Genomic DNA, 13,554 nt, shown 5'->3' on the forward strand with positions numbered 1-13,554 from the left:
GGCGACGGGGGACGGGGTTCGGTGGGGTGAGGGGCGAGGTTGTCCACAACTGTGGGTGGGTGTGGACAACTTATGTGGACAACCGGGTAACGCCAGGTCAGCGGGTGTGAGGGCGGGACTGCTGGGAATCGTGTGACTGGTGGGGCGACGGGTTCGGGCGTCGGTGGACACGAATGGAGCAAGGGCTTCTTTGGGACACTCAACGTCTCAAAGGGGGCCTTCAGGGCAGCCTCACTGGGGGTCCACAGTGGACGGACGTGGGCTGAAAGCGTCCTTCAGCCCCCCGGCCGCCCCGCAGGGAGAACCCTCAGGCTTCCCCGAACTTGCTCGCCAAGTAGCCCTTCACCACCGACTTCGCCTCCGCCACGATCCGCTCGTCCCCTCGCGGGTCCCGGCGGAAAGCCAGCTTCAGCAGCGCGTCGGCGGTCTCGTTCGCGATCGTCAGCGCGAACCGGATGTCGTCCGGCGGTGACTGGATTCGCGCGGAGAGCACATCGGTGAGCGCGTCGACGATGACCGCGTTGTTGTCGCGCGTCTCGTCGAGGAGCTGCCGGTCCACGACGTCACCGAAGTGCACCTTCGAGAAGCCGGGGACCTCGCGGTGCATCGCCAAGTAGATGTCGAGGATCGAGTCCACGACGTCCCACCAGTGCTCGGGCGCCAGCTCGTTCAGCGTTTCCGACACCGAGGCGACGAACCGCTCGAGGTTCCGCTGCGTCAGCGCCTGCACCACGGCCCGCTTGTCGGGGAAGAACTGGTACAGCGAACCGACGGCCACCCCGGCGCGCTTCGCGATCAGCGTGGTCGTCAACGCGTCGTAGCCGAGTTCGTCGATCAGCTGGGCGCTGGCGTCGAGCATCTGCTCCACCCGCTTGGCGCTGCGCTGCTGAACGGGCTGCCGCCGGAGCGGAGTCGTCTCCGCTTGCGGTTTCGCGGCCTGGATGTCGGACACTCGGGCTCCTCCTTCGCTGATCTGCGACTTTATCGTGCCGACAGGGTTCCCCCCGGTCGAGTGAAGGCATAGTATCTGAGAACTTTTCATGTTCGGCCGAGTCTGAAGAGGAAAGGTGTGCCGCCGGTGGAGAATCCGACCTTCCCGTCCGAATTCCTGTGGGGTGTATCGACCTCCGCCTTCCAGATCGAGGGGGCGACCGGTGAAGGCGGCCGGGGACAGTCCATTTGGGACACGTTCACCGAAACGGAGGGAAAGATCGCGCGGGCTGAGCACGCCAAGGTAGCGGCCGATCACTTCCACCGCTACTCCGAGGACATCGCGCTGATGGCCGAACTCGGCGTCGGCGCCTACCGCATGTCCTTCGCCTGGCCCCGGATCCAGCCCGACGGCGACGGCAAACCCAACGCCGAAGGCCTTGCGTTCTATGACAAATTGCTCGATGAGGTCTGCGCCGCCGGGATCGCGCCGACCGGGACGCTCTTCCATTGGGACCTCCCGCAGGCCCTCGAAGACAAGGGCGGCTGGCTCGCTCGCGACACCGCCGAACGGTTCGGGGAGTACGCCGCCATCGTGGGCGAGCGGTTCTCCGATCGGGTGAAAATGTGGATCCCGCTCAACGAGCCCATGGTCATGTCGATCTTCGGCTACGCGATCGGCGAGTACGCGCCCGGCAAGACACTCCTGCTCGACGCCTTGCCCACCGCGCACTACCAGAATCTCGCGCACGGTCTCGCGGTCCAAGCGCTGCGCGCGGCCGGTGCCCGGAGCGTCGGCACGGCCAACAATCATTCGCCGATCTGGCCCGCCACCGATTCGCCGGAGGACAAGGCCGCGGGCGAATGGATCGACGCCCTCATCAATCGCACTTACGCGGATCCGGTGCTGCTCGGCCGATATCCCGAACAAGTAGTCGCGCATCTCCCGGCGGGTTTCGCCGACGATCTGCCGACCATCGCGCAGCCCCTCGACTTCTACGGGGTGAATTACTACGAGCCGCAAGGCGTCGCCGCGCCCGGCGAAGGCAATCCGCTGCCCTTCGAGCTTCGCGCGATCGAGGGATATCCCATGACCACCAACGATTCGCCGATCGTCCCGCACGGGCTGCGCGATCTGCTCGTCGGCTTCCACGAGCGCTACCGTGAGCACCTTCCGCCCGTCTACATCACCGAAAACGGCTGCAGCTTCGACGACGTCGTCGCCGAAGACGGCCACGTCCACGACCAGGAACGCATCGACTTCCTCGACAGCCACCTGGTCGCGGTGCGCGAAGCGATGGACGCCGGCGTCGACGTCCGCGGGTACTTCGTCTGGTCGTTGATGGACAACTTCGAATGGTCGAAGGGCTACCAGCCGCGGTTCGGGCTGGTGCACATCGACTACGAGACACAGAAGCGCACGCCGAAAGACTCCTTCGGCTGGTACCGGGAACTGATCCGCCATGAGTGAGGTCCGGGATCTGCCCGAGGCGCTCGCCGAGCCGGTCGCCAGGGTCCGCGCGGGGTGGATGAGCCTGCTGTTCTTCGCGAACATCGCGCTCTGGCTGGGCGTTTACGCGCCCATCCAGGTGCTCCTGCCCAAACAGGCCGAACTGCTGGACGCCGCCAGCAAGGAAGCCGTGTTCAGCCTGGTCACCGGCATCGGTGCGGTCGTCGCGCTGATCGCCAACCCGGCCGTCGGCCTGCTGTCCGACCGGACCTGTTCCGCTCGCGGCCGTCGTCATCCGTGGACGGCGGCCGGCGCCGCGGTCGCCGCCGCCGGACTGCTCGTCCTCGCGTTCGCGCCGAACGTCGCGGTCATGGTGCTCGGCTGGTGTCTGGTCCAAGCGGGACTGAACGGGATGCTCGCGATGCTGGTGTCGGCCATCGCCGACCGGGTGCCCGTACCCCAGCGCGCCCAGGTCGGTGGCCTGGTCGGCATCGCCCAGATGCTCGGGACCGTGCTCGGCGCGGTGGTGGTCGTGGTGATGCTCGACCTCGCCGGACTCCCGCTGGGCTACGCGGTGTGCGCGGCCATCGTGCTGGCGGGCGCGGCGGCGTTCGTCCTGCGCACGCCGGACGCGCGGCTGCCGGTCGCGTTCCGGCCGTCGGCCAGGACCCGGGACGTACTCGCGAATCTGTGGATCTCCCCGCGCAGGCATCCGGACTTCGCCTGGGCGTGGGGCTGCCACTTCATGATCAACCTCGGCAACGCCTTCGGGACGCTGTACCTGTTGTTCTTCCTCAAGGACGCGGTGCACTACGAAGATCCGGACACCGGGCTGCTGATCATGATGGGCCTCTACGGCGCGGCGCTCGTCGTCGGCGCGCTCATCGCCGGGCACTTCTCCGACAAGACGGGACGCCGGAAACCCTACGTCCTCGCGGCTTCGGCGGTGATGGCCGTCGCCGCCCTGCTGCTGGTGGTCTGGCAGAACTGGACGGCCGCGCTCGCGGCGTCACCGTTGCTGGGAGTTGGTTTCGGCGCGTACATGGCCGTCGCGCTGGCGATGCTCACGCAGGTGCTGCCCACCGCGCAGGATCGGGCGAAGGATCTCGGCGTCATCAACATCGCGAACTCGCTGCCACAGGTGGTGGCGCCGATGCTGACCGCGCCGATTTTGGCCTACCTGGGCGGATATCCGAGCCTTTTCGCGGCTTCGGCGCTGTCCACCGTCATCGCCGCGGTACTGGTCACGCGGGTGAAGGGCGTCAGCTGAAGGTTGGAGACCGCGGACCGGTGCCGGTCGGGGGAGGGGAGTGCAACGGCACCGGCCCGCGGGGTTCGGGGGATGGCAGCGCGCTCCGGGGCAGGTATCGCGCTGCATTTGTGATCATCAACCTAGCGACCGATTACTGCCTTCGCTAGGTGTTCTGCCGATAATTTTCGATTAATCGCGGTGGGGACCGGAGTGATTACCGAGAGCGGTTCGTCGCGTTCGGGGGTACGCGCGAACCGCCGCCGGCGAAGGCGAGATCGTGGCGTGGTTGCCGAGGGGGCTGCTCGGACCGCCGGTCACTCGCCTGGCTTTCTCAAGCGTGCACGCCGCCGATGGCGGCACGACGCGGGTTGACCAGAGCGTGCCTGCCGGTGGTTTCGGCCGGGCTCACCCCGCGGCTCTGCCCAGGGACGCGGCGGCTTTCGCGCCGGTGGTCCTGGGTGGCCGCGATCTGCTGGGGGGCGAGGCCGCCGGCGACCAGGTGCTCGTGCGCGACCTGCCATACCGAGCAGGGGGCCTTGCACTTGTGCCAGCGGGTCGAGCAGGTGGGGCAGTCCCCGCGCTCGTCGGGCTCGTGCGCCTGGAGCATCGCGCGCCAGCCTTCGGCGAGCCGGGGGAGCTCCGAGCGGGCGACCGAGACGAGCGACTGCGCGTCGGCCCGGTTCGCGAGATCGGAGAGCATGTCGAGGCGTTCCCAAACCGCGTTGCGGAGAACTTGCCCTAGGACCTGATCCACGGAGAACTCACCGTTACCTTTCCGCCATTTTGGCGGCTTCGTTGAGCGCTGCCCTGAGCTGTCCGAGCTGGCCGGACGTCAGGCGCGCGGTCTCTCCTGGCGGCGAGACGAGAACCACCTGGTTGTCTTCGACGAACACGGTGACGGCGCGTTCACGGCTGATGAGATCGCCGCACTGCACCCGCCAGACCAGCTGTCCGCCTTCGTAACGGCGCACACTCGCGGTACGGGGGTCGACCGGGGCGGAAGGGGAGACCGGACGGTTCGCGCCGGGGGCGACGGCGACCGTCTGCTGACCGGCGGGGCCGGCCGCACGCAGGTGGCGCGTGGCCATACCGGGCCGTCCCGCGGTGATGGAGCCTGTTGCGATCGAGTCCACGAACTCCACTGGCTCTTCTCCGCTCTCTCGTTCCACGTCGTCTTCGTATCCGCGTGTCCGCACCTGTAGGGGGTTCGGAGACTTGGTAGCTCTCCGTGATCGCGGCCGGTGGCCGGTCGGTCACGGAGATCTGACAACTACAGTGATGTGAAACCGAGTGCGATAGAAGGTCGAACCGCCGTCATAGCGGTGACCGGACGAGGTTTCACGGTAAGCGGTCAAACGACTTCTGCCGGGCCGATCACGACGGGCGATCCGGTGTTTCGCACGGTTGAATAGGTGTGCCTACGCTGTTTCTCGACCCCAACGGAACTGTGAGGGGGCGCAATGGACGCCAGTATCGGTGGCGGCGCTGTCGCCGGCTCGGACGCTGCAAGCGGTTCGGGTCGCCAGAGTCACCCCGTGCCACCGGATGCCTGGGAGCAGCCGGAGATGCGAGCCGCACTGGCCACACGGGAGATCTCGTCCGTGTACCGGCTGTTGCGCAAGCACGGTGTTTCGCAGCGTCAGATCGCCGCGATGACCGGCCAGTCGCAGTCCGAGGTGTCCGAGATCCTCAAAGGTCGCCAGGTGATGGCGTACGACGTGCTCACCCGCATCGCTGACGGCCTTGGTGTCCCCAGGGGATACATGGGTCTCGCCTATGACGAGGCGACAGCGATAAAGGTCGTCGGTGCTGCCGACGGCCAGCAGGCGGAGGAGGACGAGTCCGTGAAGCGACGGAGGTTCCTCGCACACGCCGCCCAGGTCACGATGGGTGCGGCGGTGTTCGGCCCGGAATCGGGTACGTGGTCGGCGGGACCGGCGAAGACGCCCGCCCCCGGACGGATCGGCATGACCGACGTCCGCCAGGTGGAAGCCGCGACCAGAGCCCTCCGTTCCCTCGACTACCAGTACGGCGGCGGTTTCTGCCGCGACGCCGTGGTCGCCCAGCTGTCCTGGGGACAGCAGATGCTCGAGTCCACCGGCACCGAGCCGGTCAAGAACCGCCTGTACGTCGCCCTCGCCGACCTGCACAGCCTGGCGGGCTGGACCTCCTTCGACACCGGCCTCATGGATTCCGCGCGCGGACATTTCGCGAACGCGCTGGACCTGGCCAAACAGGGCGACAACCACCCGCTGGTCGCGAACGTCCTCTACCGGATGGGCCGCGTCTACCTGCACCAGGACGCCCCGAACGACGCGCTGAAACTGTTCCAGCTCGGCCAGATCGCCGCCCAGGAATCGGGCTCCGAACTGGCGGTCGCCGTGCTCTGCGCCAACGAGGCCTGGGCCTACGCGATGATGGGCAACGAGGAGCAGGCCGTGAAGCTGCTCGGCCGGAGCAAGGACGAGTTCGCCCGCGCCAACCTCGCCGAGGCCGAATCCTGGGTCAAGTTCTTCACCGAGACCGACGTCTACGCCATGATCGGCACCGTGCACACCGTGCTCGCGGCGAAGAACGCCGAGCACACCAAGTACGCGATCCCGGCGCTGACCAAGGCCGTCGAGTCCTACACGGACGACATGGCCCGCAGCAAGACGTTCATGCTCAGCGCCCTGGCCACGAACCACCTGCTCGAAGGCGATCTCGACCATGGCGCCAAGGTGGGCTCGAAGGCCGTCGACTGTGCCGAGGGCATCAAGTCCGAGCGGGTGAAGGACCGCATGCGGCCACTGCAGGTCGAGGCGGAGCGCCGCCGGAACAACGCGGACGCCCGTGACCTCGCCGACCGCCTCAACTCCTTCTACGCCGCCTGAGCCGACCGGTCCGGGCCGGTTCACGCCCGCCATCCTGCGCGACGCCCTCGGGCGGACGTGCGATCTGCTGGGCGTGGACCCCGAAGGCGCCCGCCTGCTGAGGTTCACCAACAACGCCGTCTACGAGCTGGCGAGCGCGCCGTTCGTCGTCAGGATCGTCGGCTCCACCCTGCTGCGGCATCGCGTCGGCACGGTCGTGCGGGTCGCGCGGCATTTCGAACGGCACGCGGTGCCCGCCATCCGGCTCGTTCCCGGGCTCGACCAGCCGCTGCCGGTCGGCGAACATCTCGTGACGGTCTGGTGGAAGGTGCCCGAGACCGGCCGGAAGGCGAAGTCGGCCGACCTCGCCGCGCTGCTGCGCCAGGTCCACGCGCTCCCGCCGCCCGAGGGGCTCGCCGAATGGGCGCCGTTCGCCGCGGTCCGCGCCCGGGTTTCGGACGCGGAGGAGCTGGACGAGGGCGACCGGCGGTTCCTGCTCGAACGCTGCGCCGAGGTCGAAGCCGCGCTCGCGGACCTGGACTTCCCCCTGCCCAGGGGCCTCGTCCACGGGGACGCGCACACCGGGAACGTGATCCCCGGGCCGGACGGGCCGGTGCTGTGCGATTTCGATTCGTCCTGTGTCGGGCCGCCGGAATGGGATCTGACGCCGCTCGCCGTCGGCCATGAACGGTTCGGTGATCCACCGGCCCGCTATCGCGTGTTCGCGCAGCGGTACGGATTCGACGTGACGACGTGGTCCGGCTTCTCCGTACTGCGCGCGATCCGTGAACTGAAGCTCACGACGAGTGTTCTCCCCATTCTCCGCAGTCATCCCAGCGTGCGGGATGAGCTGCGAAAACGATTGAACGATCTTCGGAACGGACGCACCGGCGCACGCTGGAACCGCTATCGCTGACTCACCCGGGAAAGGCATCTGCACGTGCATTCGCCGACGGCGAATGACCGTTCGTCGCTTGTCCGAATTCGTCGATCAAACGGTGACGAATTCGCCCGGGCTAATCACTTCTCTCGGCCCAATGCTCCCCCGAATGTGCAAGTTGCAGCTACGCTGAGTCATTCGCATCGGCGCGTTCACTCGGTCGCTGAGTACCGATCGGTGCCGTGGGGTCACAGCTGTTCGAGCCGCGTGCGCAGAGCGTCAGCCTCCGGGCGGCCCAGGCCGACCAGGATGGGCAACGCCCGGTCGTAGTGCCGCCTCGCTTCGTCGGTGTTCCCTTCTGCCTCGGCGACCTCGCCGAACGCGGCCAGTGCCCTGGCCACCTCGAACCTCGACCCGCTGGCCTCCATCGTGGCCAGCGACGCTTCGAGTTCGGTGCGGGCGGCCGTGAGATCCCCGGTCGCGGTGAGGGCGCGGCCGAGATCGGTCCGGGCGCGGGCCACGTTGTAGGGGTCGGCGGCCAGCACTTCGCGAGCGCGGGTGAGGTGCTCGATCGCCGGTTCCGGCCGTCCGGCCTTGAGCTGGGTCGAACCGAGGTTGATCAGCGCGAGGCCGATGTCGTGCGTGCGGTTCTGGCTCTCGCTCAGGCGATGGTCTTCGGTGAACCACCGCACCGCGTCGTCGAGCCTGCCCTGTGCCAGCGCGACCAGGCCGAGGCCTTCCACCGACCGGATCTCGACGACCTCGTTGCCGGCCTTCCGTGCCGCTTCGCGTCCGGCCTCGTAATGCGAGACGGCTTCGTCGTACCGGCCGGTGCCGCGGCAGGCGGCGCCCGCGCGGTTGTGCATCAACGCCTCCGCCGACGCGTTGCCCCACGCCCGCGCGCAGCGCACACCGGCCTGGCTCACCTCGAGGAAATCCGGATAGTGCTTGCGCAGCAGGAAGAGCGGCCACATCGCGGCGGCGAGCTGCCAGCCCAGTTCGGGCAGCTGCCAGGTTTCGGCGGTCTTGACGGCGGCGATGAGGTTCTCGCGTTCCAGTTCGAGCCAGGCGAGTTCCTCGTCGGAGGACGCGAACGACATCGGCGACGGTGGCCGGTACTCGTAGCGGTACGGGATCGGGTCCTGGTCGGGGACCGTCATGGCGGTGGTCTTCGACGCGGTGAAGAGGTACCACTCGAGCATGCGGCGCACCGCGATGTCGCGGTCGTACTCGTTGCCCGCCGTCTTCTCCTTGGCGTGCAGGCGCGCGAGGTCGTGGAAGGTGTACCGGTCGTCGCCGCGGTCGATCAGCAGTCCGACGTCGACGAGCTGGTCCAGCAGGTCTTCGGCGACCTCCTCGCGGACGGCGATCGACGCGGCGGCCACACCGACGCCGAAATCGGGGCCGGGGTGGAGCCCGAGCGCCGCGTACAGCGCGGCCGCGTCCGAGGGGAGCTCGTCGTAGGAGAGGTTGAAGCTGGCTTCCACCGATTGCGCCTCTTTCGTCGACAGCGTGGCCAGTCGACGATATTCCTTCCCCAGTTCGGTGGCGATCTTCTCCAGCGACATCTTCGGCCGTCCGGCCAGCTTCGCGCTGACTGTGGTGAGGGCGATCGGCAGCCCGCCGCACAGCTCGGCGATGTCCCGCGCCCGCGCGGCTTCGGCGCCGACTCGCTCCGCGCCGACCGCCCGGCCCAGCAGTTCGGCGCTGTGCGCGGAACCGAACGGCGCCAGCTCGACCAACCGCGCGCGATGTTCGGTCTGGAGCCTGCCCAGACGGCGTCGCGAAGTCACGATCACGAGGCTTCCCCCGCCGGCGGGCAGCAGCGGAAGCACCTGTTCGGTCGATCCCGCGTTGTCGAGCAGCACGAGCAACGGCCGTTCGGCGGTCGTCGTGCGGTACAGCGCGGTGAGTTCCTCGACGTCCGAGGGCAGCCCCTCCGGCGGAACGCCCAATGCGCGAAGGAACCGGCCGAGCGCTTCGCTCACCGAAAGCGGACCGTTGGTGCTGAACCCGCCGAGGTCCGCCCAGAGGTGCCCGTCGGGGAAGCGGTCTCCGAGTTGTCGGCCCCACGCGGTGGCCAGCGCGGTCTTGCCGATCCCGCCCTGGCCGCTGATCAGCTGCACGGCCGGACCGTCGGTGTCGTGCTGGGCCAGCAGCTTCTCCAGCAGCGCGAGTTCGGCGGTGCGGTTGGTGAAATGCGCGGGTGCGGGCGGAAGCTGACGCGGGCCCGAACTCACCTGCCGGGTGAGCCTGACCGCCGATCGCTGCCGCGGTACCTGTGGCGTGCTGACTTCACTTTCACCCGGCAACGGGCCGCCCATCAACCATCCCCTCTTCGGGTTAACCCCAGCGAACGCGTAGAGCATTCCGGTGGAGCCCCGCGGAGGACAGCGAAACGGGTCAAATGCGGCCGGATGGAGCAAGGTGTGTAACAGCTTCCGAAAAGTCGCGCGGACGATGTCGAGAACAGACCGGCGGCCGCGTCCCCGGGGCGATCGCGGCCGGAGTGGCCGCGCCTGCCGGGAGGACAAGTCATGCGCAAGCTCATCGTTCAGCAGTGGGTCACGGTCGACGGCATCGTCGCGGAGGAGGACGGCGGCCTGAGCTTCGTCTCGGGAGAGCCCTTCTCCGAGAAGACCGAGCCGGCGTTCAAGGCGAGCGTGATGGGGCTCGTCGATGCGGTCGACACGATGATCCTGGGCGCGAACACCTACGCCATGGCCAAGGACTACTGGCCTTACGCCGAAGAGCAGGGTGAATACGGCGAGAAGGTCAACGGTCTCACCAAGTTCGTCGCCTCGTCCGAACTGGAGGACGCCCCTTGGGGAGGCTTCCCCGCCGCGACCGTGACGCGCGACGCGGCCGCCACCGTCCGCGAACTCAAGGCACAGAGCGGCAAGGACCTGTGGCTGTGGGGGAGCCTGACGCTCATGCGGTCGCTGCTGGACGCCGGTCTCGTCGACGAGTTCCGGCTGATGGTCAGCCCGGTGTCGCGCGGCAAGGGGACGCGCCTGTTCGAGGACCGGCGGGACCTGAAGCCGATCGAGGCCACCGCGTTCGAGAACGGCGTGGTGATCCTGCGGTACGCGGTGAAGGCCTAGGTCGTCGGAACGACCGGGGCTCGCGTGAGGACCACGGCGAAGCCGAACGCGAGCCCCATCACCGTCAGTTCCAGCGTCGCCCACGCGGCCAGCGCGGTGCGGTTGTGCCGCACGATCTGCGGCATCAGCTTCCAGCGCGTGTACGCGCCGAGGCTCGCGATCACCCCGGTGCACAACAGCTTCAACAGCACCAGCTGCCCGTACGGCGTGGTGAAGACGCCTTCCCAAAACCCGAGCGACGGGTTGAGCGAGATCTCGATCAGCCCGTTGAACAGCCCGGTCGCCGCGCCGAGGATCAGGCAAAGCGTGGCCAGTTTGGAGAACCGCGGCAGCGCGTGCGCCAGCAGCGTCCGGTTCCCGACCAGCAGCACCGCCATCGCGCCGAGCCCGCCGGTCCAGGCGACGGCGCTCATCACGTGCAGTTCCATCGAGATCATCGTGTAGTCGTGGTAGTTCCAGTTCGACGCGTGCCCGGTGACCGGCAGCGGCAGCAGCGCGAACAGTCCCAGCCCGACGCGGACCTCGGCGGGCACCTTCTCGCCGTGTTTCAGCGCGAGGATCCCCAGTCCGGCGTGCAGCAGGGCCAGGACCGCGACGATCAGCAGCGCCTTCCCGGCGCCGACGTCGGCGATGTAGCTCCCGACGTCCGACATCGACAGCGTGCTGGAACCCGGCCGGTATTCGGCGGTCTGCAGGATCAGCGCGACGAGCGCGGTGGTCGCCCAGACCAGCGCGGCCGCGACGCTCGCGGGCCGCGCGATCCGCATGATCGGCTCGGAGAGCTTCGGCCGGTCGTAGCCGACCAGTACCGAAAGCAGCGCCAGCCCGATCGTCGCGACCGCCGAGATGTCCAGCAGGACCCGCACGATCGGGATCGAGACCGAGACCACCTCGCTGACCTGCGCGACCCCGGGCACCGGGGCGGTCGCCGTCAGCGCGACACCGATCAGGGCACCGACGATCCCCGCCGTCACCACACAGAACAGGACGGCGACGCGGGCTCGCGAGGTGGTCTCGGCCTGGGTCATGAGCCGCTCTTCTCCTTGTCACCGGCGCCGGTGCGCAGTGCGACGGTCAGTCCGACGGCGAGCAGCACGACGGCGCCCGCGATCCACACCCAGATCGGCACGCCGGACGAGCCTTCGCCGCCGGTCGCCGGGGCGGTCTCGGCCTGGCCCGCGTTGCTCCGCGCGGCGTCGGCGCTCGCCGGGGTCCCGGTGCCCGCGGCGGTGAGGGTGAACGGCACCTCACCGGTCACGGAGTGCCCGTCCGCGGACAGGATCCGGTAGCCGATCTTGTACTCGCCCGCCGGGCCGAGCGGCCGCAGCGGCACGGTCACGACGCTGTCGCGGACCTCGACCTGGCCTTCGGCCCACTGGCCGCCGCCCGGTCCGACGACCGCGATCTGGTTGACGTTCGCGTTCTGGACGTACTGGTCGAACGTGAGGGTGATCTTCGCGGGCCCGGCGGCGAGCGACGCGCCCTTCGCCGGGTCGGAGGAGATCAGGACGTTGTGCGCCAGCGCCGGGGTGGCGGTGGCGAGCCACGCCACCCCGGTGATCGCCAGCGCGACGATCGCTTTACGCATTCACTTTCCTTCGGTGTCGCTCTTGCCGGAGACGGCGGTGGCGCGGCGGGCGCGCAGGGTGGCACCGGCGCCGACGCCGAGGCCGAGCGCGCCCACGACCAGGCCGGCGCCGCCGAGCCAGCGGGCGGTGTTGTCGGACGACGAAGAAGCCGCGTGCGACTCCTCGGACGCCTTCGCGTCGGTGCCGTGACCGCCACCGTGTCCGTCAGCGGTCTTCTCGGCGAGCTTCACCGTCGGCGCCGGGTGCTCCGGCTCCTCGCCGGAGGCCGGGGTCGGCTGGTTCCACTCGACGACCTTGCCGTTCTCGTAGGTCTGGGTGGCCGGGAACTCGATCGCGTCGACGTTGGTCGGGAACTGGCCCGCGCTGATCTGGAACTCCTGGAACTCGGTCGATCCGGCGGCGATCTTGGTGCCGGGTTCGGCGGTCCAGGAGACCTTGGAGACGGCTTCGGTGATCTGCGTGCCGGACGCGGTGGTCACCGGGGCGGGCAGCTTGGACTTGACGACCTCGGCCTTCCAGCCGGGAACCGGCTTGGCCCGCACCGAGCTGAGCGCGTACTCGGGTTTGACGGTGATCTCGACCTTGACCGTGCCGGCGTCCTTCTCCTCGTTGGGAACGCGGAAGAAGATCGCGCCGTAGCCGCCCTTCGACGGCTGGGGGCCGTAGACGTTGGCGGTGACGTGGGCCGAGGCGACCCCGGCGGACAGCAGGCCGGCGATACCGACGGTGGCGGCCAGGAAACCGGCGCGCTTGAAGACGTGCTTGGACACGAAAACTCCTGAACGTGACTGGGACGGCGGGCTCGAAGGCCTCGCCGGATTGACGGGGGATGTCGTGGGTTCAGGAGAACAGCGGCGGGCCGCGCCTGCCGTGGACGCGGCGGAGGTCCACCCGGACGAGGTGACCGGGGCCCGCCGGACGGGCGAGCACCGGCGACGCCATCGCGGCGGGGACCGGGAGCGCGTTGAGGATGAAGGGGACCAGCGCGCGCAGGCAGGAGAGGATGCCGAGCAGCAGTCCGTCGGCCTTGGCCAGCAGCACCGCGGTGATCAGCGTGGCGACGACGTGCGCGACGGTCATCGCGAGCCCGCCCGAAACCGGGGCCGGTTCGTCGTGCACCACCTCGTGCGTGCTCAGCGAACTGAGCACGAGGTGCATCACGACCTGACCGGCGCCGAGATCGACGATGGTGGCCAGCGGTCCGCGGGCTTTCGAAGCGAGGAAGGCCGCGTTCCAGCCGATCAGCACGGTGAGCAACACCGTCATCGCCGTATCGGGGAGGTCGCCGTCCCCGATCATGTGAGCGGTCACGGCCAGCGCCGCGGAACTCACTCCGAGCAAGGCACCACGCACCACGCGTAACGCGCTTCGGTGATGGCCGCCTTTACTCACGGGTGAAGAGTATTCGACGTACGTCCGGGTGGTCGATCTCCTCCCGGCTGCTGAGCAGTGGGAAAGACACCGCCTGCGTTTGCCCGATCAGGCCGGATCGGGCAG

13 protein-coding genes are annotated in these 13,554 nt (G+C 68.7%); 5 read left to right on the top strand and 8 right to left on the bottom strand.

Going from position 1 to position 13,554, the window contains the following annotated elements; all coding sequences use genetic code 11:
- Positions 1–307 precede the first annotated feature (307 nt).
- On the bottom strand, positions 308–952 hold the full coding sequence (locus DMC64_RS01075; protein WP_016330531.1) for a TetR/AcrR family transcriptional regulator: 645 nt from the start codon (positions 950–952) through the stop codon (positions 308–310).
- Positions 953–1,078: 126 nt separating this feature from the next.
- Between DMC64_RS01075 and DMC64_RS01080 the strand changes: the two genes are divergently transcribed.
- Positions 1,079–2,401 (top strand): GH1 family beta-glucosidase, encoded by a 1,323-nt coding sequence (locus DMC64_RS01080; RefSeq protein ID WP_125731446.1) that lies wholly within the window; start codon positions 1,079–1,081, stop codon positions 2,399–2,401.
- Positions 2,394–3,650: an MFS transporter gene (locus tag DMC64_RS01085; protein ID WP_125731448.1), complete on the top strand. Its 1,257-nt coding sequence runs from the start codon at positions 2,394–2,396 to the stop codon at positions 3,648–3,650. The genes DMC64_RS01080 and DMC64_RS01085 overlap by 8 nt, the downstream gene beginning before the upstream one ends.
- Before the next feature lie 313 nt (positions 3,651–3,963).
- Here the strand turns inward: DMC64_RS01085 and DMC64_RS01090 are convergent, their stop codons facing one another.
- Together DMC64_RS01090 and DMC64_RS01095 are read right to left on the bottom strand one after the other, a co-directional pair.
- Positions 3,964–4,386 carry a hypothetical protein gene (locus tag DMC64_RS01090; protein WP_125731450.1) on the bottom strand — a complete coding sequence of 141 codons (423 nt, stop codon included), beginning with the start codon at positions 4,384–4,386 and terminating at the stop codon, positions 3,964–3,966.
- Between the two features lie 13 nt (positions 4,387–4,399).
- Positions 4,400–4,774 (bottom strand): hypothetical protein, encoded by a 375-nt coding sequence (locus DMC64_RS01095; protein ID WP_016330535.1) that lies wholly within the window; start codon positions 4,772–4,774, stop codon positions 4,400–4,402.
- Between the two features lie 423 nt (positions 4,775–5,197).
- Between DMC64_RS01095 and DMC64_RS01100 the strand changes: the two genes are divergently transcribed.
- Both DMC64_RS01100 and DMC64_RS01105 read left to right on the top strand, forming a co-directional pair.
- The gene (locus tag DMC64_RS01100; RefSeq protein ID WP_161791087.1) at positions 5,198–6,505 is read left to right on the top strand and encodes a helix-turn-helix transcriptional regulator; all 1,308 of its coding nucleotides are present in this window, start codon (positions 5,198–5,200) and stop codon (positions 6,503–6,505) included.
- Complete coding sequence (locus DMC64_RS01105) at positions 6,465–7,400, top strand: phosphotransferase family protein (RefSeq protein ID WP_370323652.1); 936 nt, start codon at positions 6,465–6,467, stop codon at positions 7,398–7,400. The genes DMC64_RS01100 and DMC64_RS01105 overlap by 41 nt, the downstream gene beginning before the upstream one ends.
- A gap of 212 nt (positions 7,401–7,612) precedes the next feature.
- Here the strand turns inward: DMC64_RS01105 and DMC64_RS01110 are convergent, their stop codons facing one another.
- The gene (locus tag DMC64_RS01110) at positions 7,613–9,604 is read right to left on the bottom strand and encodes a tetratricopeptide repeat protein (RefSeq protein WP_233629526.1); all 1,992 of its coding nucleotides are present in this window, start codon (positions 9,602–9,604) and stop codon (positions 7,613–7,615) included.
- 297 nt (positions 9,605–9,901) lie between these two features.
- Between DMC64_RS01110 and DMC64_RS01115 the strand changes: the two genes are divergently transcribed.
- The gene (locus tag DMC64_RS01115) at positions 9,902–10,468 is read left to right on the top strand and encodes a dihydrofolate reductase family protein (RefSeq protein WP_125731455.1); all 567 of its coding nucleotides are present in this window, start codon (positions 9,902–9,904) and stop codon (positions 10,466–10,468) included.
- On the opposite strand, the gene DMC64_RS01120 is transcribed toward DMC64_RS01115, so the two are convergent.
- From DMC64_RS01120 to DMC64_RS01135, 4 genes are all read right to left on the bottom strand, one after another.
- On the bottom strand, positions 10,465–11,496 hold the full coding sequence (locus tag DMC64_RS01120; RefSeq protein ID WP_038507174.1) for a copper resistance D family protein: 1,032 nt from the start codon (positions 11,494–11,496) through the stop codon (positions 10,465–10,467). The two genes, DMC64_RS01115 and DMC64_RS01120, sit on opposite strands and share 4 nt — an antisense overlap.
- On the bottom strand, positions 11,493–12,056 hold the full coding sequence (locus DMC64_RS01125; protein ID WP_037333809.1) for a copper resistance CopC family protein: 564 nt from the start codon (positions 12,054–12,056) through the stop codon (positions 11,493–11,495). Before DMC64_RS01125 ends, DMC64_RS01120 begins: the two co-directional genes overlap by 4 nt.
- Positions 12,057–12,827: a YcnI family protein gene (locus tag DMC64_RS01130; RefSeq protein WP_038507180.1), complete on the bottom strand. Its 771-nt coding sequence runs from the start codon at positions 12,825–12,827 to the stop codon at positions 12,057–12,059. It lies immediately after the preceding gene.
- Positions 12,828–12,897: 70 nt separating this feature from the next.
- Positions 12,898–13,389, bottom strand: coding sequence for a hypothetical protein (locus DMC64_RS01135; RefSeq protein WP_125732784.1), 492 nt, complete (start codon positions 13,387–13,389; stop codon positions 12,898–12,900).
- Between the last annotated feature and the right edge of the window lie 165 nt (positions 13,390–13,554).

The sequence above is a fragment of the Amycolatopsis sp. WAC 04197 genome (assembly GCF_003947475.1).
Taxonomy (GTDB): Bacteria; Actinomycetota; Actinomycetes; order Mycobacteriales; family Pseudonocardiaceae; genus Amycolatopsis; species Amycolatopsis japonica.